This window comes from Polymorphospora rubra (assembly GCF_018324255.1).
In the GTDB taxonomy this organism is placed as follows: domain Bacteria; phylum Actinomycetota; class Actinomycetes; order Mycobacteriales; family Micromonosporaceae; genus Polymorphospora; species Polymorphospora rubra.
Genome location: NZ_AP023359.1, coordinates 2,563,053 through 2,585,858, shown reverse-complemented (window position 1 = coordinate 2,585,858; position 22,806 = coordinate 2,563,053). Strand labels below are relative to the sequence as shown.

21 protein-coding genes and 1 tRNA gene are annotated in these 22,806 nt (G+C 71.1%); 12 read left to right on the top strand and 10 right to left on the bottom strand.

Annotated elements, in window-relative coordinates; all coding sequences use genetic code 11:
• Positions 1 to 100 precede the first annotated feature (100 nt).
• Positions 101 to 2,773, top strand: coding sequence for an ATP-binding protein (locus Prubr_RS11965; RefSeq protein WP_212824885.1), 2,673 nt, complete (start codon positions 101 to 103; stop codon positions 2,771 to 2,773).
• 265 nt (positions 2,774 to 3,038) lie between these two features.
• Here Prubr_RS11965 and Prubr_RS11960 read toward each other — a convergent pair whose 3' ends face one another.
• Positions 3,039 to 3,539 carry a MarR family winged helix-turn-helix transcriptional regulator gene (locus Prubr_RS11960; RefSeq protein ID WP_212824884.1) on the bottom strand — a complete coding sequence of 167 codons (501 nt, stop codon included), beginning with the start codon at positions 3,537 to 3,539 and terminating at the stop codon, positions 3,039 to 3,041.
• 104 nt (positions 3,540 to 3,643) lie between these two features.
• On the opposite strand from Prubr_RS11960, the gene Prubr_RS11955 reads away from it, so the two are divergent.
• Positions 3,644 to 4,219 carry a YceI family protein gene (locus Prubr_RS11955; RefSeq protein ID WP_212824882.1) on the top strand — a complete coding sequence of 192 codons (576 nt, stop codon included), beginning with the start codon at positions 3,644 to 3,646 and terminating at the stop codon, positions 4,217 to 4,219.
• A 251-nt stretch (positions 4,220 to 4,470) separates the two neighbouring features.
• On the top strand, positions 4,471 to 5,949 hold the full coding sequence (locus Prubr_RS11950; RefSeq protein ID WP_212824880.1) for a glutamate-cysteine ligase family protein: 1,479 nt from the start codon (positions 4,471 to 4,473) through the stop codon (positions 5,947 to 5,949).
• 39 nt (positions 5,950 to 5,988) lie between these two features.
• Here the strand turns inward: Prubr_RS11950 and Prubr_RS11945 are convergent, their stop codons facing one another.
• Complete coding sequence (locus Prubr_RS11945) at positions 5,989 to 7,533, bottom strand: hypothetical protein (protein ID WP_212824878.1); 1,545 nt, start codon at positions 7,531 to 7,533, stop codon at positions 5,989 to 5,991.
• 240 nt (positions 7,534 to 7,773) lie between these two features.
• On the opposite strand from Prubr_RS11945, the gene Prubr_RS11940 reads away from it, so the two are divergent.
• Positions 7,774 to 8,295 (top strand): PASTA domain-containing protein, encoded by a 522-nt coding sequence (locus tag Prubr_RS11940; protein WP_212824876.1) that lies wholly within the window; start codon positions 7,774 to 7,776, stop codon positions 8,293 to 8,295.
• 103 nt (positions 8,296 to 8,398) lie between these two features.
• Positions 8,399 to 9,361, top strand: a complete 963-nt coding sequence (locus Prubr_RS11935; protein ID WP_212824874.1) for a PASTA domain-containing protein — start codon at positions 8,399 to 8,401, stop codon at positions 9,359 to 9,361.
• Between the two features lie 7 nt (positions 9,362 to 9,368).
• On the opposite strand, the gene Prubr_RS11930 is transcribed toward Prubr_RS11935, so the two are convergent.
• Together Prubr_RS11930 and Prubr_RS11925 are read right to left on the bottom strand one after the other, a co-directional pair.
• The gene (locus Prubr_RS11930; protein WP_212824872.1) at positions 9,369 to 9,674 is read right to left on the bottom strand and encodes a hypothetical protein; all 306 of its coding nucleotides are present in this window, start codon (positions 9,672 to 9,674) and stop codon (positions 9,369 to 9,371) included.
• Positions 9,675 to 10,199: 525 nt separating this feature from the next.
• A complete protein-coding gene (locus Prubr_RS11925) occupies positions 10,200 to 10,466 on the bottom strand; it encodes a hypothetical protein (protein ID WP_212824870.1) in 267 nt (88 codons plus the stop codon).
• A gap of 521 nt (positions 10,467 to 10,987) precedes the next feature.
• Between Prubr_RS11925 and Prubr_RS11920 the strand changes: the two genes are divergently transcribed.
• The 3 genes from Prubr_RS11920 (at position 10,988) to Prubr_RS11910 (ending at position 12,591) form a co-directional block, all read left to right on the top strand.
• Positions 10,988 to 11,869 (top strand): helix-turn-helix domain-containing protein, encoded by an 882-nt coding sequence (locus Prubr_RS11920; protein WP_212824868.1) that lies wholly within the window; start codon positions 10,988 to 10,990, stop codon positions 11,867 to 11,869.
• On the top strand, positions 11,833 to 12,060 hold the full coding sequence (locus Prubr_RS11915; protein ID WP_425518008.1) for a DUF397 domain-containing protein: 228 nt from the start codon (positions 11,833 to 11,835) through the stop codon (positions 12,058 to 12,060). The genes Prubr_RS11920 and Prubr_RS11915 overlap by 37 nt, the downstream gene beginning before the upstream one ends.
• Positions 12,061 to 12,198: 138 nt before the next feature.
• The gene (locus Prubr_RS11910; RefSeq protein WP_212827925.1) at positions 12,199 to 12,591 is read left to right on the top strand and encodes a hypothetical protein; all 393 of its coding nucleotides are present in this window, start codon (positions 12,199 to 12,201) and stop codon (positions 12,589 to 12,591) included.
• Here Prubr_RS11910 and Prubr_RS11905 read toward each other — a convergent pair.
• Positions 12,565 to 13,209 (bottom strand): hypothetical protein, encoded by a 645-nt coding sequence (locus Prubr_RS11905; protein WP_246568592.1) that lies wholly within the window; start codon positions 13,207 to 13,209, stop codon positions 12,565 to 12,567. The genes Prubr_RS11910 and Prubr_RS11905 overlap by 27 nt on opposite strands.
• Before the next feature lie 218 nt (positions 13,210 to 13,427).
• On the opposite strand from Prubr_RS11905, the gene Prubr_RS11900 reads away from it, so the two are divergent.
• The gene (locus Prubr_RS11900) at positions 13,428 to 15,296 is read left to right on the top strand and encodes a S8 family peptidase (protein WP_212824866.1); all 1,869 of its coding nucleotides are present in this window, start codon (positions 13,428 to 13,430) and stop codon (positions 15,294 to 15,296) included.
• Between the two features lie 55 nt (positions 15,297 to 15,351).
• On the opposite strand, the gene Prubr_RS11895 is transcribed toward Prubr_RS11900, so the two are convergent.
• From Prubr_RS11895 to Prubr_RS11875, 5 genes are all read right to left on the bottom strand, one after another.
• Positions 15,352 to 16,125, bottom strand: coding sequence for a 3-ketoacyl-ACP reductase (locus tag Prubr_RS11895; protein ID WP_212824863.1), 774 nt, complete (start codon positions 16,123 to 16,125; stop codon positions 15,352 to 15,354).
• On the bottom strand, positions 16,122 to 17,525 hold the full coding sequence (locus tag Prubr_RS11890) for a hypothetical protein (protein ID WP_212824861.1): 1,404 nt from the start codon (positions 17,523 to 17,525) through the stop codon (positions 16,122 to 16,124). Before Prubr_RS11890 ends, Prubr_RS11895 begins: the two co-directional genes overlap by 4 nt.
• Before the next feature lie 84 nt (positions 17,526 to 17,609).
• Complete coding sequence (locus Prubr_RS11885) at positions 17,610 to 18,416, bottom strand: WecB/TagA/CpsF family glycosyltransferase (RefSeq protein ID WP_212824860.1); 807 nt, start codon at positions 18,414 to 18,416, stop codon at positions 17,610 to 17,612.
• A 61-nt stretch (positions 18,417 to 18,477) separates the two neighbouring features.
• Positions 18,478 to 19,551, bottom strand: coding sequence for an NAD-dependent epimerase/dehydratase family protein (locus Prubr_RS11880; RefSeq protein WP_212824859.1), 1,074 nt, complete (start codon positions 19,549 to 19,551; stop codon positions 18,478 to 18,480).
• A gap of 113 nt (positions 19,552 to 19,664) precedes the next feature.
• Positions 19,665 to 19,750 (bottom strand) — tRNA-Leu (locus Prubr_RS11875).
• A gap of 247 nt (positions 19,751 to 19,997) precedes the next feature.
• Between Prubr_RS11875 and Prubr_RS11870 the strand changes: the two genes are divergently transcribed.
• Genes Prubr_RS11870 through Prubr_RS11860 form a run of 3 tightly spaced genes read left to right on the top strand, consistent with a single transcriptional unit; the run spans position 19,998 to position 22,743 of the window.
• Positions 19,998 to 20,795: an FHA domain-containing protein gene (locus tag Prubr_RS11870; RefSeq protein ID WP_212824858.1), complete on the top strand. Its 798-nt coding sequence runs from the start codon at positions 19,998 to 20,000 to the stop codon at positions 20,793 to 20,795.
• A 5-nt stretch (positions 20,796 to 20,800) separates the two neighbouring features.
• Positions 20,801 to 21,289: an FHA domain-containing protein FhaB/FipA gene (locus Prubr_RS11865; protein WP_212824857.1), complete on the top strand. Its 489-nt coding sequence runs from the start codon at positions 20,801 to 20,803 to the stop codon at positions 21,287 to 21,289.
• Positions 21,286 to 22,743, top strand: a complete 1,458-nt coding sequence (locus tag Prubr_RS11860; protein WP_212824856.1) for a PP2C family protein-serine/threonine phosphatase — start codon at positions 21,286 to 21,288, stop codon at positions 22,741 to 22,743. The genes Prubr_RS11865 and Prubr_RS11860 overlap by 4 nt, the downstream gene beginning before the upstream one ends.
• Positions 22,744 to 22,806 lie beyond the last annotated feature (63 nt).

Genomic DNA, 22,806 nt, shown 5'->3' with positions numbered 1-22,806 from the left:
ACCATCTTCGTCAACCTTCTGTCGGGTATCCGCGTCAGTTCCGGTCGGCACCGCGACGCTTGGCTCCACAGGCTCCGGGCACTGCGTACCCTCTCGACCCATGACGCTGTCGGATCATGACGACTGCGACCCGAGCGAGCAGTCGACCGATCCGTCCGCCCAGGGCCGTGACGAGGGCGGCGCCGGTTTCGACGAGTTGCTGCGCCAGCGTCGGCTCGCCGCCGGACTGACCCAGGCCGACCTGGCCGCCCGCGCCGGCATCGGCGTACGCACGGTCCGTGACCTCGAACGCGGCCGGTCGTCCCGGCCCCAGCGCACCACCGTGGCACTGCTCGGCACCGCGCTCGGGCTGACCGGATCCGACCGGGACGCGTTCCTGGTCGCCGCCCGCGGTGCCACCGCGCTTCCGGTCGGTGCGGCCGCCGCCGAACCGGCCGCCGGCACCCCGGGCGCGGCGCCGGCGGTCGCCGACACCGCACCGCGCACCTTCGGCCTGCCCGCCCCCGTGCAGCTGATCGGTCGGGACGCCGATGTCGCCGAGATCGCCGACCTGATCACCGCCGGCCCGGCGGCGGGCATCGTCAACCTGGTCGGCCTCGCCGGCGTCGGCAAGACCGGGCTGGCCCTGGCCGTCGGCGCACGCCTCGGTGCCGCCCACCCCGGGGGCGTGGCCGGGATAGTGATCACCGAAGAGTCCTCGGCCGGCGAGGTACTCGCCGCGATCGCCACCGTTTTCGGCGTCGGCCGGTCGGCGGACCTCGCCGCCCGGCTCGCCGGTGCCCAGGCGCTGCTGGTCGTGGACGCCGTCGAACGGGCCCCCGACGCGGTCGCCGAGATCCTCCGGTCGCTCGCCGCGTCCGCGCCCACGCTGCGGATCCTCGCCACCGGCCGGCATCCGGTCGGCGTACCCGGCGAGCGGGTCTGGCCGGTCGCACCACTGGAGGTGCCGCCGGCCGAAGCCGGTGCCGACCTGGCCTCGGTCGCCCGCTATCCGGCGGCGGCGCTGTTCCTGGCCCGGCTCCGCCAGGTACGCCGGGACCCGCTCGACCCCGGCGAGGTCAGTGCCCTTGCCGACCTCGTACGGCGCCTCGGCGGACTGCCGCTCGCCCTCGAACTCGCCGCCGCCCGGGGCCGCGTCCTCGACCTCAACGAGATGCTCGACCGGTACGGCGACCGGGTGCTCGACCTGGCCAGCCGGCCGGCCACCCGGGAGGCGGTCGCGGTCAACCTGCGCGATGCGGTGGCCGCCAGCTACCGCCTGCTCGAGCCCGGAGAACAGGCGGCGCTGCGCCGGCTTTCGATGTTCCGCAACCGCTGGTCGGTCGAACTGGCGGAGGCGATGCTGGCCGACGTACCCGGCCCGGACGGCGACCCCGTCGGCACCTCCGACCAGGTACCGCTGCTCGACCGGCTGGTGGCGCTCGGCCTGCTCAGCGTCCGGGGCTCCGGTCCGTACCGGTTCCGGCTGCTCGACGTCGTGCGGGATTTCGCCGTCGAGCAGGCGGCGGCCGTGGGCGAGACGACGCCCATCCGGCGCCGGCACGCGATGATCTTCGCCCGGCTGGCCGGCCGGATCGCCGGGGAACTCACCGGGGCCAACCTGCCGGCCGGGGTCGGCCGGCTCGACGAGGTGAGCAGTGACCTGTCGGCCGCGCTCGCCCACTCGGCGAACGACGACCCGCACACCGCGCTCTTCCTCGCCTCCCGGCTGCCGCGCTGGTGGCGGTTCCGGGGCCGCGACGTCGCCGGCCGGCAGTGGCTGCGCCGGGTCCTCGACGATCCGCGTACGTCCGACGCCGACCCGACGACCCGCGCCTGGGCGAAGGTCGGGCTCGGGCAGCTCGCCGCCGAGCACCACGCCGGCCGGCAGGAGCTGCCGGCGGTCGAGGAGGCACTGGCCACGTTCCAGCGACTCGGCGACGTGGCCGGGGAGTTGGCCGCCCACACCATCCTCTGTCGGGTGTGGACGGCCGCGGGCGGCTACGACCGGGCCCGTCGCCACGGCGAGGCGGTGCTCGCCCTGGCCAGCCGCACCAGCCGGGTACGGGACATGGCGGTGGCGCAGAACAACCTGACCTGGCACGAGATCCGGGTCGGTGACCTGCGGGCGGCCCGGCGCCGGCTGGCCGCCGTCGACCAGTTGGCCGCCCAGTGCGGCGACGACCGGCTCCGGGCACTGACTGTGGCAAACCTTGCCGAGGTCGCCCGCCTCGACGGCCGGTACGCCGACGCGGTGACCCTGGGCCGGCGGGCCAGTGCGGCCCTGGCCGACCTCGGCGACCCCGGGCACCGGCGCCGGGTGCTCGGCACAGTGGGGTTGGCGCTGGCCCAGGACGGCCGGCTCGACGAGGCGGCGGCGGTGCTGGCGGAGTTGCGGGCCCGACCGGCGGGTGCGGTGGCGGAGCCCTGCCCGGCGGACGAACCGGATCCGTCGGCGATCAGGGAGCTGCCACCGGGGTACGGGGCCTGCGCCTCGATCGAGGCCACCATGGCGCTGCGGCGCGGCGACCGGGAGTTGGCCGCCGAGTGGTACGCGGTGGCCGCGCGGACGTACGCCAGCGGCCATGATCTGCGGGATGTGGCCGAGGCCCTGGTGGGGCTGGTCGCCACGACCGACGACCCGCCGGAGCGGACGGCGGTACGCGACCGGTTGGCCGCCGTCTGTGTCGAGGGCGGTATCACCCTGCTGCCGGGGGAGCGGGTGCTGATCAGGTCCTCCGGCGCGGTGCCGTCCGCCCAGCGGCGTACCGGTGCGCCGGCCGGTAGCCAGTGAGCCGGGAGCGGGGACGTACGGGTCGGCGCGGACGACCGGCGCCGGCCGGCCGAAAGACGGCCGGCACCGGTCATCGACACGCCCCCGGTTGACGCGGGCGGATTCGCCCCCCAGCGGAGCCGTCGGCTCCCGCGCCCGCGTCGCACCCCCCGTGGTGTCTGTGTGCGGTGCACTTTAGTTGGCTGATACGCGTGCTTTGTCGACTTGCTAGGTGTTTGAGGTGTGCCCCGATCAGTTCTGCCGGTCTTTCTGCCGGTGGTCGGATCTAGCCCGTGGAGTCCGGGCAGGAGCTGCCCTCGGCCGTGCCGGCGGTCGCGCCGGGGTGCACCGCGTCCCGTACGGCGCGCAGCGAGTCGAGCATGCTGTCGAGCGCCTCCGGGCTGAGTTGCCCGGTGAACCACTGGCGGATCAGTTCGAGGTGGCCCGGCAGGACCTCGTGCAGCCGGGCGAGTCCGGCGTCGGTGACGGCGGCGTAGGAGCTGCGCCGGTCGGAGGGGCAGGCCCGCCGGCAGAGCAGCCCGTCACGTTCCATCCGGTCGACCACGCGGGTGACGCCGCTGGTCGACAGCGTGGTCTGGGCGGCGAGATCGGTCATTCTGAGCTGGTGACCGGGCGATCTGGCGAGGCGCATGAGCACCTCGAACTCGACCGGGGAGAGGTCGTGTTCCTCGAACTGGGTCGCGAACCGCGTCGCCAGACCGGCGTACGCCTCCATGAAGAGGCCCATCGCGGTCAGCCGGAAATCGTCCAGCGGGTTCTCGGTCACGGCCCCATCCTAGCAATACTTGACACGCGGAATATTGAGACGACTATAGTTGCTGAGTCAGCCAACGGCTCAAGACCCGATCTGCTCCTGGAGGGCAAACGACCATGACCACCGACACGAACACCCGCTCCTGGGACGGCCTGACCATCCCGACCGCCGGCACCTTCGAGCTCGACCAGGCCCACAAGCGGGTCGGCTTCGTCGCCCGGCACCTCATGGTGAGCAAGGTTCGTGGTGAGTTCACCGAGGCGACGGCGACGGTGACGATCGGCGAGAACCCGCTGGAGTCCTCCGTCGTCGCCACGATCCAGGCCGCGAGCATCAGCACCGGCCAGGCTGACCGCGACAACCACCTGCGCACCGGCGACTTCCTCGAGGCCGACAAGTACCCGACGCTGGAGTTCCGCAGCACCGGCGTGAAGTCGCACAGCGGCAACGAGTTCGTCCTCACCGGCGACCTCACCATCAAGGACGTCACCCGCCAGGTCGAGCTGGCCGTCGAGTTCGAGGGTGCCGGTCGCAGCCCGTACGGTTTCGACGTCTTCGGTTTCTCCGCCGCCACCGAGATCGACCGGGAGGACTTCGGTCTGACCTGGAACGTCGCCCTGGAGTCGGGTGGCGTGATGGTCGGCAAGAAGGTCAAGATCGAGATCGAGGGCGAGGCCATTCGCCAGGCCTGATCCTCCGCACCGTCCAGAAGCGCCCCGGTGATCGTGCCCACGGTCACCGGGGCGCTTCTGTGGGTAGGAGAGTCGATCAGCGTATGAAAAGGTGGACGTAGCGCTTCCCCCCGCTTACACAGGGGTGACGTGTGCCTGTTTTGTCCCCTACTCTGCGCGATTGGTGCTTCACCAGAATCAGTTAGTCGCGCGGTTGGATGGGCATGCGGACACGTGATCGCGCTGGGCAAGCTCTGCGCCGGGGAGGGCACATGGGCAGGGACCTCACACCGGGCGCATTTTCGCGCGAGGATCGCGTCCGATATCGGCGGAAAGTTCGCCGATGTCTGGATGTCTTTGCGTTGATGCTTGACGACTTCGGATTCGATGCCGACCGCCCCACCACCGGGCTCGAGATCGAACTCAACCTGGTCGACGCCAATGCCGACCCCGCGATGCGCAACGCGGAGATCCTGGCAAACCTCGCCGATCCCACTTTCCAGACCGAACTCGGGCAATTCAACCTCGAACTCAACGCCCGACCACGGCTCATCGAGGGCGACGGCTTCGCCGACTACGAGATTGACCTGCAGGACAGCCTCGGCCGGGCCGAGGACCGGGCGGTCAAGGCCGACTCGACCATCATTCTGATCGGGATGCTGCCCACCCTGACCCCGCAGCACCTCGTGCTCGACAACCTCTCCAGTAACGAGCGTTACCGGGCGCTCAACGACCAGATCGTCGCCGCCCGTGGCGAGGATCTCCAGCTCGACATCCGTGGCGTCGAGCGACTGAGCACGCACACCGACTCGATCGCGCCGGAGGCGGCGTGCACCAGCGTCCAGTTCCACCTCCAGGTGGCACCGGACAGCTTCGCGAACTACTGGAACGCCTCCCAGGCGATAGCCGGCGTCCAGGTCGCGGTCGGGGCGAACTCCCCGTTCCTGTACGGCCGGCAACTCTGGGCCGAGACCCGCATCGCCCTTTTTGAACAGGCCACCGACACCCGACCCGACGAACTCAAGGCCCAGGGCGTACGACCCCGGGTGTGGTTCGGTGAACGGTGGATCACCTCGATCTTCGACCTGTTCGAGGAGAACGTCCGCTACTTTCCGCCGCTGTTGCCGATCTGCGACGACGAGGATCCGGTCGAGGTGCTGCACGACGGCGGCGTACCGCGGCTCAGCGAACTCCGGCTGCACAACGGCACCATCTACCGGTGGAACCGGCCGGTCTACGACATCATGAACGGCCGCCCACACCTGCGGGTCGAGAACCGGGTGCTGCCGGCCGGGCCCACCGTCGTCGACATGCTGGCCAACGCGGCCTTCTATCTCGGGCTGTCCCGCGAACTGGCCGAGGCCGACCGTCCGATCTGGAGCCAACTGCCGTTCGCCACCGCCGAGGAGAACTTCCACGCCGCCGCGCGCCGGGGCATCGCATCGACCGTCCAGTGGCCCGGGCTGGGCGAGACCCCGGTCACCGAACTGGTGCTGGAGGTCCTGCTACCCAAGGCGTACGCGGGACTGGACCGGTTCGGGGTCGACCGTACGCACCGTGACCGGCTGCTCGGCATCATCGAGCAGCGTTGCCGTACCGGCCGCAACGGGGCGGTATGGCAGGCCGAGGCGGTGTGGGCGGCCGAACACCAGCGGGGGATGGACCGGCCGGCCGCGCTGCGCTACATGCTCCAGTGCTACGGCGACCTTCAACACACCAACGAGCCCGTCCACACCTGGCCGATCGACTGACCGCCTGCGCCCGTGGGACGGGACGCGGTGGCGTGGTGGTCAGCGCGAACGGCGGCCGAGCCGGCGCAGCCTGCTCATCGCCTTCGACTCCGTTTCGGGTGCCGGTTGCGGGTCGTCGCCGGGCAGCGTGCCCGCCGGCCACAGCGGCTGTGCCGGAGCGCCACCGGCCGAACCGGCCGCCGGCGCGGCGGTCGCAGCGCCGGACGTCTCCGAGACGTACGCCCGCGCCGGGGCGTACGCGTCTTCTTCGAGGTCAGGGTCTGGGCTGCCCGGTCCGTCGGGCGAACTCGGCGGCGGCACCGGTGCGCTCGCCTTGGCCGGCTTGGCTGAAGCGGTCGCCTTCGGGGCAGCGGCCGGTTTCGCCGCCTTGGCCGCCCGGGGCGAAGGCGCGGCCCGCTTCGTCGACCGGGTGCTCTTGGCCGGGGCGGGCGGCTTCGTGAGGTCGGGCGTGTCCTCCACCGCGGCGGTCTTCGCCGGCGTCGGCGCGTCGAGCGGTTCCGGGGGCGGTGCCGGTCGGCCGGTCGGGACCGGTGCGGCGGCTCCCTTTGCCGCCGGTGCCGACGGGATCGGACCGGCATCGGTCCGGTCGACTTCGGCGGCGACGGGCTGGGCCGGCACCGTACCCGGCTCCGCCTCGGTCGGCGGCTCGCCGTGGGAGCCGGGGGCGGCCGTCGCGCGGCGGCGGCTTTCGCCCCGCTGGGCCAGCGCGGTCACCAGCACCGACCCGGCGAGGCCGGCGATCACCGCGTACGGCGCGAGCAGGTGCGCGGACAATTGCTCGGCCTGGATGCCGGACAGCCGGGGCGCGGCGAGGAAGTAGGCGGCGGCGACCAGCAGCGGGCCGAGGCCACCGGAAACGGCGGTGCCGACCCGGGTGCGGGCCGACCGTGCCGAGCGCCAGGCGGCGAGCACCCCGATCACCAGGGCCGAGCCCAGGGCCAGCACCGCACCCGGCCAGTAGAAGTAGTCGCGGATCCAGAACCGCTCGCTGTCGTTGGTGATCTGCCAGACACCGAGTTGGGCACTGGTCAGCCCCCGCCCGGACAGCACACCGTCGACCACGGCGATCACGGCGAGCAGCCAGAGCCACCCGACGGTGGCGACGACGTTGCGGGCCACGGCCCGCGAGGCCAGTGCCCAGATCGCGACCAGCAGGCCGCCGACGACACCGACGACGGCGTAGCCGGCCGCGATGGTCTGGGGCGAGAAGGTGTCGGCCCTGGTGGCCGCCCGGGCCGGTACGGCCACGAGCGCGACCGTGACCAGCGCCCCGACCGCGGCCGCGACGGCGATCACGACCCGCCACAGGGTGGTGGCGAGCGTCACATGATCTTCTTCGGCGAGCCGGTCACCGGGCGGCGTGCTGAGCCGCTCGGCACAGATCGCGCCGATGATCGTCGAAGTCGCGGCGATCCACGCCGCCCAGGCCAGGCTCGCGACCCAGCCCGCATCGCCGCCGGCTCCGGTCGTCGGAAGCCAGGTGATGATGCCGAGGCCGTAGCCCAGACCCAGCTGCGCGGCACCGGCGCCCGCGGCACTGCCGATCGCCGTGGCGATCGGGCCTCCCCAGCCTCGTACGGCCATGCGGGGCAGCGTATCGTTCGGCCGCCAGTGGGGCGAGTCGTCGGTACGCCTTTCGGTCGGCCGACCGACCTCGAACGGCTGTCCCAGGTTGGTCGTGGTCGCACCCGTCTTGCACACTCGGAACGGTCGGGTTCCGGATCGGCGGAGCATCGATTGCGCCGGATCATCGTGGCGACGGATCATCAGGCCGTCGGACGGTGCGGCAGAGACAGTGGTCGGCATGATGGACGGGAAGTCGGCATGACGGACGGAAACGGTTCCTGGGGAGCTCCGGGCGGGTCGCGGCAGGAGTCGTCACGGCCGGCGATGCTGGCCGGGGCCGCGGTGCTGACGGTGGTGCTCGCCGTGGTCGGGGCGAGCGCAGGCTGGGCGGTCGCCGGTTCGGAGAGCGACTCGAACGCGAATCCGGGTCCGACGCCCTCGGCCACGTCGAGTCAGTCGACGTCACCGGACGAGCAGGAGAAGCCGACCGAATCGCCCACGCCCTCGCCGTCGGCCCGGTCGTCCGAGCCGCCTTCGTCGATACCGATGCCGGACGTTCTCGGTATGGATTGTGCAGAGGCCGTGGAGGAGTTGGAGGAGGCCGGCCTCAGGCCGCCGAACCTGTTGATCGGTCGGGGCACGGTCACCCGGCAGAGCCCGGAGGCCGATGTCCAGGTCAGCCGGGGCCAGACGGTGCTCATCACCTGCAGCCCCGGCAATCTGCCGGGAGGACCCAGCCCGTCGTCCTCGGGTGACGACGACGACGGCGAGGACGGCTGAACGGTCGGCTCCGGACGCACCGGCGATCACGGTCGACGCTGGTAGCCGGTCGGCCGGATAGGTTGGATCCACGTGGACGGGTTCCACGTGGAGAGGACGTGTGATGGCCGACGAGCCACGTGACGGTGCGGGTACGCCGGACCGGGCGGACGGCGCACCGGACCAGACCCGTCCGTTCGACCCGGTCACCGCAGATGACGACGGGCCGGGTGACCCGGAAGGTCCGAGAGGTGCGGCGCAGCCCGGCGACCCGGACGCCACCGCCGTCCACGGAGCCGGCCCGGACGCCACCGCCGTCCACGGAGCCGGCCCGGACGCCACCGCCGTCCACGGAGCCGGCCCGGACGCCACCGCCGTCCACGGAGCCGGCCCGGACGCCGACCGGACCGTCGCCCTGCCGGGCGGTCCCGACCGGACCGCCCCGTTGCCCGGCGGCGCCGACCGGACCGCGCCGCTCGACGGTGACCGGGCGGGCGACGTGTGGTCCGGCCGGGCTGGTGTGCCGCCGCCCGGCGCCGTTCCGCGCGGTCCTGCCCCGGGCCAGCCGTTCGAGCAGACCGAGCAGACCGGGTGGTACGACGCCGACCCGGGACCCCGCCGCTGGTGGATGCCGATCGTCGTCGGTGTGGTGGCGTTGCTGCTGCTCGCCGTACTCGGGTTCGGTATCTGGCTGATCCTGCGGTCGGCGGACGACGGTAGGACGCCGGTCACCCCGTCGCCATCGGCTACGACCGGGTCACCGACGCCGTCACCGTCGCCGACCTCGGCCGCGCCGACCAGTGCCAGCCCCAGCCCCAGCCCGAGCGAGCCGGAGATGGTGGCGGTGCCACCTGTCGTGGGACTGCCGGAGGACGCCGCCCGGCAGCTGCTCGACCAGTTCGGGCTGACCTACGGGCTGGAGTTCCGGGACTCCGACGAGCCACCGGGAACGGTGATCGAGGTACAGCCGGGGGTCGGCACCGAGGTTCCGCCGGACGAACAGGTCACCCTGGTCATCGCGCAGGCTGCCGCGCCGACGGCACCGCCGACCGGGAGCCCGACCCCGTCCGTGACGCCCGGCGGGTAGTGCCCGGTCACCAGTGCTGGCGCCGCCAGCCGATCATCGCCAGGCCGGTCGTCGCGATGACCAGACCGAAGATCCCCGAATAGACCAGGGTGTGCCGGTGGTCGGTCGGTCGCTGGTCGGCCGCCGCGGGCCGGAGTGACGGGGGTTCGGCCGCCGGGGCGGCCGGTACGCGGGGTGGTGTCGTGGCGGACGGCGTGGACCAGTCGGAGACCCGTTCCCCGGCGCCGGCTCCGTGCCAGGCGGCGTTCGACGGTGTGACCCCGCTGATCCGCGACGGTTCGTCGTCGCCGCCGTGGCCGTCGGAGGGTGACACCGACGCGGACGGTACGACGTCCGGTGAGGGCGACCGGGTCGGGGCGGGTGTGGGGGTGCCGGACGGCGACGGACCGGTGGGGGTCGGTTCGGCGGAGGTGGACGCGGTGGGGTCGGGCGGCCCGACGGTCGGTGACGGAGCACCGGTGGGGCCCGGCGACGCGGTGGTCGGCGGACCGGACGCGGTCGGCGTCGCCGTGGTCGCGGGCGGGAGTCGAAGCGCCGACCCGGCCTGGCCCGCAGCCGCAGCCGAGCCAGCCAGTACGGCTGCCGACAGGCTGGCGAACAGAACGCCGGTGGCCACGAGTGTCCTGGTCGGACGGCGGTGACCTGGCGGGATCGGTGGCGACCCGACCGTCGGGCGTCTTGGTGTGGTGATGGGCATGGCCGTCCCCCAGGTTCGGGGTCCGGGCCACGGGCGAGAAATCAAACGAGCTGGGTGGGTGTGCCGAGTCTATGCCGGCAGCGCCGCAGCCCGGGGTGAACGGCGGGATTCCACCGCCCTCAGATCGCGCCCACCGGCCGGTCAGCCGGTGCGCACCGGGGTCGGCTTCACGACCCTGCCCCGAGGGCCCGCGTTGGGACGGAGCTGACGAAGCCCACTCAGCTGGACGAAGATCGACCGGCGCTCCACGGCGTCGCCAGCGGCGTTGAGTTCGTAGCCGTCGAGCCAGGCCCAGCCGTCGTACGTGGTCCAGTCGTGCACCCGGATCACCCGGAAGAGGATCGGTTCGGCGAACTGGACGCTCGCCGCGCGGGTCACGTGGAGGACGTCACCGGAGCGGGGAAGCACATCGACTCCTGTCTGGAAGGCTGCGTGTCCGGTCCGGGGACAACTATGGACCATTTACAGCTTGTTTGACGCGCTTTGCGGTGAAAACCAGGTCACCCGCCCGGGCAGTGACGGGTGAAGCATTGGCCGGATCGGCGCTCCGCGCCCGACAACTGTCCCGTCGGTGTCGGCCTTCGCGCCGACCCGGCCACGTACTCATCCGCCCGGTCCCGCACCCGCCGCCATAGCGGCTCGGCTTACAGCGGCGAGGCTTTGACCGCGAATGTGGTGGTGCCGTCTTGCCGTAGTGATGGACGCCGCAGCCCTCGGACAGGTTGATCGTTTGAGTCCGGTGGGACTTGAGCGATCTTCCGTCAGAACTCTGAGTGATGCGATCCGTACGGACAGCCTGCACGAATGGCATGATTCATGCAAGTTGCAGGTGCAGATTCACCCGTGCCTCGATTGGGTGGTACCCCCTCCGGTTGCTCTTCAGTACGGCCGGGCGACACACTGGGGCGTGCTGTCGAGGACCGTGTCCGGTGACTGAGCGCCGGAGTCCGACCGTGCGGCGTCGCCGGCTCGGCGCCGAGCTGCGTCGGCGTCGGGAGGATGCCGGGGTGACCATCGAGATGGTCGCCGAACGGCTCGACTGCTCCTCGTCGAAGATCTCCCGGATCGAGACCGGACACACCAGTGCCACCCCGCGCGACGTGGCGGACATGCTCGCCATCTACGGCGTCGTCGGTCCCGAGGGCGAGGAACTGGTGCAGATCGCCAGGGAGGCCCGGCAGAAGGGCTGGTGGCATCCGTACAGCACCGTCCTGACCGGCGCGTACGTCGGTCTCGAGGCCGCGGCCCACTCGGTCCGGGCGTACGAGCAGCAGGTGGTCCCCGGGTTGCTGCAGACCGGTGACTACGCGAAGGCGATGATCCGTTCGGCCCGTCCGGACATCACCGCCGAGGAGGTCGAGCGGCGGGTGCGCGTCCGACTCCAGCGCCAGTCGTTATTGACACAGGACGATCCAATCGAAGTGTGGGTGGTGCTGGATGAGGCGGTGGTCAGCCGTCCGGTCGGTGGCGACGAGGTGATGCGCGCCCAGTTGGCGCGGCTCGTCGAGGCCGCCGACCTGCCGAACGTGACGTTGCAGATCCTGCCGTTCGAGGTGGGGGCGCACGCCGGCATGGACGGTACGTTCACGATCCTCGACTTCGCCGAGGCGCGCGACCCCGGTGTGGTGTACGCCGAGAACGCCACCGGGGGGCTCTTCCTGGAGAAGGCCGAGGAACTGCGCAAGTACGTCTTCATCTTCGACCACATCCGCGCGGCGGCACTGCGTCCGGAGGAGTCCGTGGCCGCCATCGCCAAGCTTGCAGAGGAGCCATTGTGGAGATCGAGACCGAAGAGTACCGGGTGGACCTGACCCGGGCGGTGTGGCGGAAGAGTTCGCGCAGCGGCCCCAACTGCGACAACTGCGTCGAGGTCGCCCAGCTGGCGGGCGTGGTCGCGGTACGGGACTCCAAGGATCCGGCGGGCCCGGCGCTGGTCTTCGACCCGAGCCGGTGGACCGCCTTCGTCGGCGGTGCCCGGGGCGGCGGGTTCGTCTCCGGCTGATCCGGCCGACCGCGATCACCGCCGTCGCCTGCTTCCCGCCGCGTCGTTGTAACAGATGGCGCGGCGGATGCCGGGCCACCCCGCCGCAGCACCGATCGCCCCCGCGGCGGGGACGCCACCGAGTGAGGCAGGCGAAGCATCATGACGTTAGGGCAGAGCAACCTGGGTAACGGAGGGACGACGCAGGAGCGGTTCTCCGGGCCGTACCGGGGTGGCCGGCGCGACGGCGGTCCGGCGGACGACGGGCCGGCGAAGGGTGACGCGCCGCGCAACGGAATGTCCGCCGTCGACCGGGCTCCGAAGCTTCCCCCGCTCGACCTCGACGGTCTCTCCGATCCGGTCTTTCCGCCGCCGGGCTGGGACGAGCCGGCCGGCCAGCGGATGGCCGACCACCCGCTGCTGCGTGGGCTGCTCCTGGAGTTGCCGCCGAAGGGGACCCTGCCGGATCCGGGGTGGCTCGACCGCTGGTTCGAGGCCACCCGGTCGGTCATCGAACTGCTGTACCTACAGGACGCCGGACGCCCGCGCTGACCGCGCCGGCCGCCGCGACACCGGGGCCGGTACCGGCCCGGTGGGCACCCGTCCCGTCCGCAGCACGGTCACGGCGCGTGTGGCGAGCCGGTTGTGTCGCAGCGAGTGCCGCACCCCGATGGTCGCCCCGGCCAGCACCGCCACCGTGAGAACCAGCCCGAGCATCGTCGGCCCAGTCAGTTCGGCGAGGCCGGCTGCGGTGACCGTCGCGGGCAGCGTGAGCAGCCCGGCGACCTGAAGGGGCATCGCGAGCAGTGGATGGGCCGCGGCGGCCCGTAGTGCCGGCGGGGCCGGGGTGTGCGGCGCGCTGGCGAAGGCCCGCGCCCCGCGGTGCAGCCGGACCAGCCGGCGGGTGGTGGCCACGGCCACCACGGCCGCCGGTAGGGCCGGCAGGGCCAGGGCCCGCAGCGCCTGGTCGGCGGCGGCGTCGGTGGTGGACAGGGCGACGGCCGCGACGCCCGCCATGGCGGCGACGCCCGTCCCGGCCAACATCACGAGCAACGCGGTACGGCGACGCAGGCCACGGGCGGTGCCGGCGTCCGGGAGTCCGTCGGCGACCAGGCCGGCGGTGAGCCAGACGGCGGCGACGGCGAGCAGGATCGCGAGCTCGATGTTCACGACGATCAGTTTTTCCCGGATCGGCCGTCGGCGAATCAGGGCATGCTCCCGGTAAGGCCCCGATGGACGCCCCGTAAGGGGCATCGCACAGTGATATATAAATTTCGACATCTATCGTTATGGTTACCTGGTTCCATAACCTCACCTTGATCGGTCGTCACTGATCCCTCGTCACCAGCGAGCGGACGGTTCGGGCCGGTCGGAGGGGAGGACGGGAGATGAATCTCCCACGTAGAACCGTTCTGGTCGGCGTAGCCGCGCTGACCGCCATCGCGGCCGCCACGCCGGCGCTCGCCGCGGAGCCCACCGGGACCATCCGCAGCGCGGGCGGCGCCACCGCGGTCGCGGACAGCTACATCGTCGTGCTCAAGGACAGCGCGGTCAGCCGCGCCAGCGTCGACACCACGGCCAGCAGCCTGGCCAGCCAGTACGGCGGCTCGATCGCCCGTACGTACAGCTCGGCCCTGCGCGGCTTCGAGGCCAGGATCGACGCCAGGGCGGCGGCCCGCCTCGCGGCCCACCCGTCGGTGGCGTTCGTCGAGCAGAACCACACGGTCTCACTGGCCGGCACCCAGCCCAACCCGCCGTCCTGGGGCCTCGACCGGATCGACCAGCCCAACCTGCCGCTGAACAGCTCGTACACCTATCCGGCCGAGGGCAGCGGCGTCCGCGCCTATGTCATCGACACCGGTGTGCGCACCAGCCACAACGACTTCAACCAGGCCAGCAGCGGCTACGACGCGGTCGACGGCGGGACGGCCGACGACTGCAACGGCCACGGCACCCACGTCGCCGGCACCGTCGGCGGCACCTCGTACGGCGTCGCCAAGGACGTGCAGATCGTCGGCGTACGGGTGCTCGACTGCAGCGGCAACGGCACCTACGCCGGGGTCATCGACGGCATCGACTGGGTGACCGCGAACGCGGTCCTGCCGGCCGTGGCGAACATGAGCCTCGGCGGCCCCGCCGACAGCTCGGTCGACCTGGCGGTCCAGAACTCGATCGACGAGGGCATCACCTACGTCGTGGCCGCCGGCAACGGCAACATCTTCGGCCAGCGCCAGAACGCCTGCAACTACTCGCCGGCCCGGGTTCCCGACGCCATCACCGTCGGTGCCACCCAGAGCAACGACGCCGCCGCGAGCTTCTCCAACTTCGGCACCTGCGTCGACATCCTCGCGCCCGGCGTGAGCATCCCGTCGGCGTGGCACACCAACGACAGCGCCACGAACTCGATCAGCGGCACCTCGATGGCCTCCCCGCACGTCGCGGGCGCGGCCGCGCTGATCCTGTCGCAGAACCCGACCTGGACCCCACAGCAGGTCCGCGACGAACTGGTGAACACGTCCACCCCGAACGTGGTCACCAACGTCGGCACCGGCACCCCGAACCGGCTGCTCTTCGTCGGCGGCACCACCACCCCGCCGACGAACAACTTCTCGGTGTCCGTCGCGCCGACCGCCGGCTCGGTCGTGGCGGGCGGCTCGGTGACCGCCACCGTCTCCACCGCCACCACGGCCGGCTCGCCGCAGGCGGTCAGCCTGTCGGCCAGCGGCCTGCCCAGCGGGGCGACCGCCTCGTTCAGCCCGACCAGCGTCACCTCCGGCGGCTCCTCGACGCTGACCATCGCCACCACGGCGAGCACCCCGTCCGGGACGTACACCGTCTCGGTCAACGGCACCGGTGCGGCCGGCACCCGGTCGGCGACCTACACCCTCACGGTGACCGGCACCGGTGGCGGATGCTCCGGCACCAACGGCACCGACGTGGCGATCCCGGACGCCGGTTCGGCGGTGACCAGCAGCATCGTGATCAGCGGCTGCAACCGCAACGCCTCGGCGACCTCCCGGGTGGCCGTGAACATCGTCCACACCTACCGCGGTGACCTGGTCATCGACCTGCTGGCGCCGGACGGCTCGTCGTACCGGCTGAAGAACAGCAGCGCCTTCGACAGTGCCGACAACGTCAACACGACGTACACGGTCAACCTGTCGTCGGAGGCGGCCAACGGCACCTGGCGGCTCCAGGTCCGTGACGTCTACAGCTCCGACACCGGCTACATCAACACCTGGACCCTGACGCTCTAGTCGGATCCACGGCGAGGGCCCCGGCGCGATGCGCCGGGGCCCCTGTCGTCAGCGGTCATAGCGTACGCAGGTGGAACCCGCCGTCGACGTCGATGACCTGGCCGGTGCTGAATGGCAGCAGGTCGGTCGCGACGGCCACCACGGCGCGCCCCACGTCGTCCGGCTGCCCCCAGCGGCGGATCGGGGTGATGCCCTGATTGAAGATCAGGTCGTCGTACTTCTCCTTGACCCCACCGGTCATGTCGGTCTCGATGATGCCCGGCCGGATCTCGTAGACGTTGATGCCGTGCTCGGCCAGCCGGGCCGCGAAGAGCTGCGCGACCATGCCCAGACCGGCCTTGGAGACGCAGTAGTCGCCCCGGTTCACGCTCGCCGTGTAGGTGCTGATCGACGACACGATCACGATTTTCGGGTTGGTGACCACGCCGGCCTCGATCTGCTCGATCATCTTCCGGGCCGCGGTCTGGGCCAGGAAGTACGGGCCCTTGAGGTTGATCCGGATCAGCCGGTCGAACGACTCCTCGCCGGCCTCGAGCATGTCGGCGCGTACGTTCGGGGCCACCCCGGCGTTGCTGACCAGCAGGTCGAGCCGGCCGAACGCGGCGATGGCCTCGTCGACCAGCTTCTGCCGGTCGGCGGTGACCGAGACGTCCGCCTGCACCAGGTGGGCCCGCTGACCCAACGCCTCGACCTCGGCGCCGACCTCCTTGGCCGCGTCGGCGTTGCTGGCGTAGTTGACCACCACGTCGTAGCCGGCACCGGCGAGCGACCGGACGATGCCGCGCCCGATGCCGCGCGAGCCGCCGGTGACGATCGCCGCCCGGCTCACCGGGCGCCCCCGGTGGTCGCACCGGCCGGGCCGAAGAACGTGTAGTACGGCTCGTCGCGCGCCACCCGCTGGAGGTAGAGGGCCAGCTCACGGGCGTGGTAGTCGCCCCACATGCTCGACTCGCCGTTCGGCACCCGCTGGCCCGCCGGCACGTGGTCCCACCCGTTCGGCCGGTGGTAGACCGAGTGCAGGATCAGGCCCTGGTGGTCAGGGTCGGTGCTCAGGTAGGGCTCGCCGAACAGGGTGTCGGCCACGGTCAGCCCGGCCTGCCAGTAGCGCTGGCCCTCGGCCTCGCGGCCGGCACCGGTCAGGTAGCGGCCGAGCCGCAGCAGACCCTGTGCCCCGATCGCGGCGGCCGACGAGTCGACCGGCTCGTGCGCGTTGTACGGGTCGGCCGGTACGGCGAGGTAGTCACCGAGGTGGACCAGGCCGGGCGCCCCGGTGTCCCAGTACGGGATGCCGTCGACCGGGGTGTTCTCCAGGTAGAAGTCGCAGGTGGCCAGCGCCGCCTTGAGGAAGATCTGCTCGACCTGCCCACGGCCGCCGTACGGCTCGAGTTCGGCGTCGTCGACCAGGGCCAGGAACTCCAGCTGCTCGGGGAACCCGACCATCGCCCAGGCCAGGCCCCGGGTCCAGGTGCTGAACGGCGAGTAGCCCTGCTGTGAGCTGGGGCAGCGGAAGCTGCCGTCGTTGGTGTTGAAAACCGACTCGTGGGCGGTCCGGCCGCGTACGTCGTAGCTGTCCCGGCCCTCGCCGTAGAACACGTTCCACCGGGCGGTGTTGACGGCGTGCTCGATCAGCCGGCCGAGCAGCGAGATCCGTTCGTCGCGTTCGCCCATCAGGACGTGGCCGAGCAGGTGCGACACGGACAGCGCCCGGCAGGACCGGATCGTGTCGACGAAGAGCGACTGCGGCCCGTTGAACGAGTAGATGTAGCCGGTGCCGTCGATCGTGTCGCGCCAGCGGGCGGCCTGCACGGCGCCGGTCAGCTTGAGGGCGAGTTCGTAGAAGTCCCGCTCCCGCGGGTCGTGCGGGATCCGGCCCTCGGCCATCAGCCGCCACAGGTTGCCGTACGTGCTGACGTTGTTGAAGCCGTGGTCGTGCACGCCGATGTGGCTGACGTGGCTGGCCATGAGAGCCACGGTCGACTCCCGGGCGGAGTCGAGGAAGCGCTGGTCACCGGTGGCGTCGAACTGGAGCACCGCCGAGCCGTACTGGAAGCCCTGGGTCCACTCGGTCCAGCCGCGTGCGGTGTAGCGCCCCTCGACGGTGAACACCGGTGAGGGCGAACCCGGAGGGGACGTCTTCTCGATTGAGTCGATCTTGTGGGCGGACGCCTCCCACAATTTCTCGATCTTGGGTAGCAGGGCAGCGGGAGTGAGCGCCTCGTCGATCCTCATGCGGACAGCATAGGAAAGCGCATTCCTACATGCCAGCCCATCGCCCGGGCCGGTTTGATCCACCGGCCGAGTGATGGTCGGGAGTCAGACCGCGAAGGTGGTCGGCCGCTCGGTCGCCGGCGGCGGCGGAGTGGCCTTCCAGATCCGGGTCTTCTGCGCGGCCAACCGGCTCAGGTAGGCCGGGTTGAGGATGACGTAGCGCCGCCACAGCCGCTTCGGCTCCAGGCCGAGCCGCCACAGCCACTCCAGTCCGGCCCGCTGCATCCACGGCGGCGGATTACGCAGCAACCCGGCGTGATAGTCGAACGCCGCCCCGACCGCCATCAGCGGCATGTCGAGCAGCGGACGCATCGCGTACGCGAACACCTCCTGCCGGGGGCACCCCAGGCCGACCAGGAGCAGTCGGGCACCCGACGACCGGATCCGGTCGGCGATCTGCGCGTCCTCGCCCGGCTCGACCGCCCGGAACTTCGACGCCTCGACCCCGGCCAGCTTCAGCGCGGGAAACATCCGCTCCAGCGCCGGCACCAGCCGGGCCAGCGTCTCGTCGGTCGAACCGTACAGATAGACCGGCAGCCCGTCCGCCGCACACCGCTCCAGCACCCGCAGCGTCAGCTGCGGCCCGTAGACCCGGTCGGTCAACCCGGCACCGTGCAGCAGGTTGAGCGCCCAACGCACCGGCTGGCCGTCCGGGGTCACCAGGTCGAAGGAGTTGAGCCGGGCGTTGTGCGCCTTGTCGAGCACCCCGGTCATGACACCATGCACGGCCAGCGCGGTCAGCGCCAGCGGTCGACGCTCGTGGGCGGCGGCGACGACCTGCTCGGTCGCCGCCTCGTAGTCGGTGGCGTCGACCAGAACGCCGAGCACGTTCTTCTTGCCCTTGGCGATCATGATTCCTGCCCGCGCCGCTTGCGGTCGTCACGTGACGACCTGAGCCGACTGATTCGCTCGCTCATGCCTTCGGCACCCACTTGTCGACGTTGGCCTGGTAGATCTCCTGGAGGATCATCGGCACGTCGTAGACCTGCTTCCAGTGCGGGTAGTCGGCCTGGAAGGCCTCGTTCGAGCCGATCCACCACTGATGATCGCCGATCCGGTTGGCCTCGTGGTATTCGGTGACCATCTCGATCCCGGTGATCTTCTCGGCGGTGGCGAACGCCTCGAGGTGCGAGGTGTTCGAGTGCCGGCCACCGCCCAGGTTGTAGACCGCGGCCGACCGGGGCGCCCGGAAGAACGCCTCGAACGCGGCCACCACGTCGTGGCTGTGGATCGCGTCGCGGACCATCTTGCCCTTGTAGCCGAAGATCTTGTACGTACGGCGCTCCATGTTGCAGCGCATGACGTACCCCAGGAAACCGTGCAGTTCGGTCGCCGAGTGGGCCGGCCCGGTCAGCGTGCCGCCCCGGAAGCAGGCGGTCTTCATGCCGAAGTAGCGGCCGTACTCCTGCACCATCACGTCGGCGGCGACCTTCGACGCGCCGAAGACCGAGTGGAGGCACGCGTCGATGGACATGTCCTCCTTGATCCCCGCCTCGTACGGGTGACCCGGCTCGATCTCCCAGCGGGTCTCCTGCTCGACCAGCGGCAGCGAGTTCGGCCGGTCGCCGTACACCTTGTTGGTCGAGCAGTGGATGAACGGGGCCTCGATGCAGTGCTCGCGTACGTTCTGCAGGACGTTGAGGGTCCCGCCGGCGTTGACGTCGAAGTCGGTGAACGGGTCCCGTACCGCCCAGTCGTGCGACGGCTGGGCCGCCGTGTGGATCACGACCGCGATGTCGCGGCCGTACCGCCGGAAGATCTCCGCCAGCGCGTCGCGGTCCCGGATGTCGGCACCGTGGTGCGTGTACGCCGTACCGAGCTCGCTGGTCAGCCGCGACACGTTCCAGGCGGTGGACGCCTCGGCGCCGAAGAACTCCCGGCGCATGTCATTGTCGATGCCGACCACGTCGAGGCCCAGCCCGGCGAAGTGCCGCACCGCCTCCGAGCCGATCAGACCGCCGGATCCGGTCACGAGCGCGACAGTCACACGTCACTCCAGAAGTCGGGGTGGAATGTTTTGAAGGTCACCGGAGCATAACGCCCAGCCGAATCGACCCAAATATGAAGGAAGGGCCCCGCATGGTGCGGAGCCCTCCATCATGGTGGGGAAGGGGGGAGTTGAACCCCCACGCCCTTTCGGGCACACGGACCTGAACCGTGCGCGTCTGCCATTCCGCCACTTCCCCATCGGGACACGTCGTGATCCTGTCCCGAACCCGCCCTTCGGCGGCTGCCGAGACATATTACGCTGTCCCCTGGTGCGTCGCGAGAGAGTTCCCCGTTGCGGGTGGATCCTCACAGCTGAGGGTTCCCGGCTGGTTGCCGCTCGCGGCGCCTGGGAACAATAGCACGGCAAATCCGGCCCCCAAGGACAGGCCGGCTGCGAGCGGTCGATCGGCATGCGGACTCCATGTGCCTCGGCCGGATACCATCATGTCCTCGGAACCCGAGGAGGAGCCGGTGAGCGTGCTGCAACGCTTCGAGAAGCGTCTTGAAGGCCTGGTTGAGGGGGCCTTCGCGAAGGTGTTCAAGGGGGTCGTCCACCCCGTGGAGATCCTCAACGCCATGCAGCGGGAGGCTGAGGCGCACAAGGCGATCCTGGCCGGTGGGCGCGCCCTCGTGCCCAACCGCTACGTGATCGATCTCTCGCCCTACGACCACAGCCGCCTCGCGCCCTACGCTGCCGCACTCGCCCAGGAACTGGCGCAGTCACAGGCCGAGTTCATCGGCGAGCAGGCCTGGACGGTCTACGGCGACGTGATCGTCGAGATCGAGCGCGGCGACGGCCTGGACACCGGCATGTTCCGGGTGACCGCCGAGGTCTACACCGGCGGCGAGGTGGCCCCGGTGCCGCAGCAGTCCTACGACGCGCCGCCGCAGCAGCAGGGCTACCCGCCGTACGACCAGGGGGGTGGCTACGGCCAGCCGCCCGGGCACGGTGCCGGCGGGCGCAACATCCGGCTCGTGTCCGGTGACGGCCGCACCTATCCCCTCCAGATGGGCTCGACCGTGATCGGCCGGGGCGACCAGGCCAGCCTGCGGCTGCCCGACGTCGGCATCTCCCGGCGCCACGCCCGGCTCGACTTCGACGGCGGCCAGGTGGTCCTGACCGATCTCGGATCGACCAACGGGACGATGGTCAACGGTCAGCGTGTATCCGCCGTGGCCCTCAACCCGGGTGACATGATCCAGCTCGGAACGACCACCCTCACGTTCCGAGTGGACGGCTAAGGACCTTGCCCCCTTTCGTCATCACCACCGCCCGGTTCGGGTTCATCATCCTTCTGTGGATCTTCGTGTTCACGGTCGTCGGGGTGATCCGCCGGGACCTCTTCGCCGGATCGCGGTCCAGCCGCCTGGTCGCCGCGCCACGGGGGGTCGGCGCGTCGACCAGCCAGGCGGCGGCGAGGCCGGCGAAGGTGAAACGGGGACGGGCCGCCCACCAGTTGGTGGTTACCGCCGGTCAACTCGCCGGCACCCGAATAACCCTGGGTGAATCCCAAATCACTATCGGCCGTGCCGAGGATTCGACCCTGGTGATCACCGACGACTATGCCTCCGCGCGGCACGCCCGCCTCGTGCCGCGCGCCGGGCAGTGGTTCGTCGAAGATCTCGGCTCGACTAACGGGACCTACCTCGATCGCGATAAGGTCACCGGACCAACCCCCGTCCCCCTCGGCGTGCCGATTCGGATCGGCCGCACTTCTCTCGAATTACGGCCATGACTCTGACCCTGCGTTATGCGGCACACAGCGACCGCGGTCTGATCCGAGACGGAAACCAGGATTCCGTCTACGCCGGCCCGCGGCTGCTCGCCGTCGCCGACGGCATGGGCGGCATGGCCGCCGGTGACGTCGCCAGCAACATTGTCATCGGTGCGATGGCCCCGCTTGACGAAGACGTCCCCGGTGACGCCCTCGTCGATGCCCTGCGGTCAGCCGTCGACTCCGCCAACCAGCAACTGCGTGAGACGGTCGACGCCAACCCCCAGATGGAGGGCATGGGCACCACGCTGACAGCGACCCTCTTCTCGGGCAGCAAGATCGGCATGGTCCACATCGGCGACTCCCGCGCCTACCTCCTTCGGGACGGCGAGTTCGCCCAGATCACCAAGGACGACACCTACGTCCAGATGCTGGTCGACGAGGGACGCATCACCCTCGAGGAGGCGAGCAGCCACCCGCAGCGCTCGCTGCTGACCCGGGCGCTCGACGGACGCGACGTCGACCCCGAATACTCCGTACGCCAGGTCCTTCCCGGTGACCGCTATCTGATCTGCAGCGACGGCCTGTCGGGCGTGGTGAGCGCCGAGACCATCGCCGAGACGATGCGGGAATACGCTGATCCGGCCCAGTGCGTCGAGCGGCTGGTCCAGCTCGCGTTGCGTGGCGGTGGCCCGGACAACATCACGGTCATCATCGCCGACGCCACCGACCAGGACATTCTCGAGGCCGCGCCGATCGTCGGCGGCGCCGCCGCCCGCGACCGTGGCATGGCGACCTCGGCCGACGTCTCGACACCGGCCGGCCGCGCCTCCGCCGCGCTCGCCGCTCCCCGTGCGGCGGGCCCGGAGTCCGGCCCCGACCCGGCCGGCAACGAAGACGACGCCGAACGTCCCCGGCGGCACCCGGTCCGCACCGCGCTGCTGCTGGTCGTACTGCTCGGCATCCTCGGCGGCGGCCTCTGGTTCGGCTGGGACTACACCCAGCGGCAGTACTACGTCGGCGCCACCGAAGAGGGGCAGCTCGCGGTCTTTCGCGGAGTGCCGGGGCAGATCGCCGGCCTCAACCTCTCCAGCGTCCACCAGACCAGCACCACCGGTCTCGACGAGCTGACCGCCGCCGCGCAGGAGCAGGTGAAGCAGGGGATCCAGGCCGCGGACGAGCCGGACGCCCGGCGCAGGCTCGCCGAGCTGACCGACGACGTACCGACCAACCCCAACCTGAAGCCGCTCTGTGCGCCCAGCCCGACCCCCACCCCGACGCCGGAGATGACGGAGGAGCCGACGACCTCGGCGACCGCGTCCCCGTCGCCCGACAGTTCGCCGTCGCCGAGCGGTACGCCCACGGTCGGCGCCACCCCCACGCCCACGCCCACGGCGCCGACGAGCACGCCGGACGTGTCGCCCTCCGAGACGGTCCAGCCTGCCGACCCGGCAAGCTGCCGGCCGATCGACTGAACGTCGATTCCAACGAGTTGAGGGATCACGCGTGACCGCCTCCGCCGGACCGGCAGCCACACC